Source organism: Pseudomonas sp. B14(2022) (assembly GCF_012030485.1).
GTDB lineage: Bacteria > Pseudomonadota > Gammaproteobacteria > Pseudomonadales > Pseudomonadaceae > Aquipseudomonas.
Genome location: NZ_JAAUVM010000064.1, coordinates 1 through 255, shown reverse-complemented (window position 1 = coordinate 255; position 255 = coordinate 1). Strand labels below are relative to the sequence as shown.

At 66.3% G+C, this 255-nt stretch carries 1 protein-coding gene; it reads right to left on the bottom strand.

Features of this window, described 5'->3' with window-relative positions:
• Positions 1–255 (bottom strand): hypothetical protein (locus tag HCF10_RS31020; protein WP_167657095.1); only part of this gene is annotated, 255 nt, incomplete at both ends.

Sequence of the window (255 nt, the reverse complement as noted above, 5' to 3'; positions counted from 1 at the left end):
CGAACCGCCGGCACCGGGTTCGAAACCACGTGCTCCCCAGCCTTCAACGGCGAAACCGATACGGTCTTGATCGCTGTCGCCGGGCCACCGAGCAGCAAAGGCTTCACCGCCTCGGCATGCGCGTCCAGCTTCGGCCCCACCAACTGATCAGCCAGCCTCTCCAGCCACTGGCGCGCTCGCCCGGATTTGATATGCCCCAGCACCTGAGCGCCCAGGCGAATCTGCACGCCCATGCCACGGCTCGCCCAGATCAGA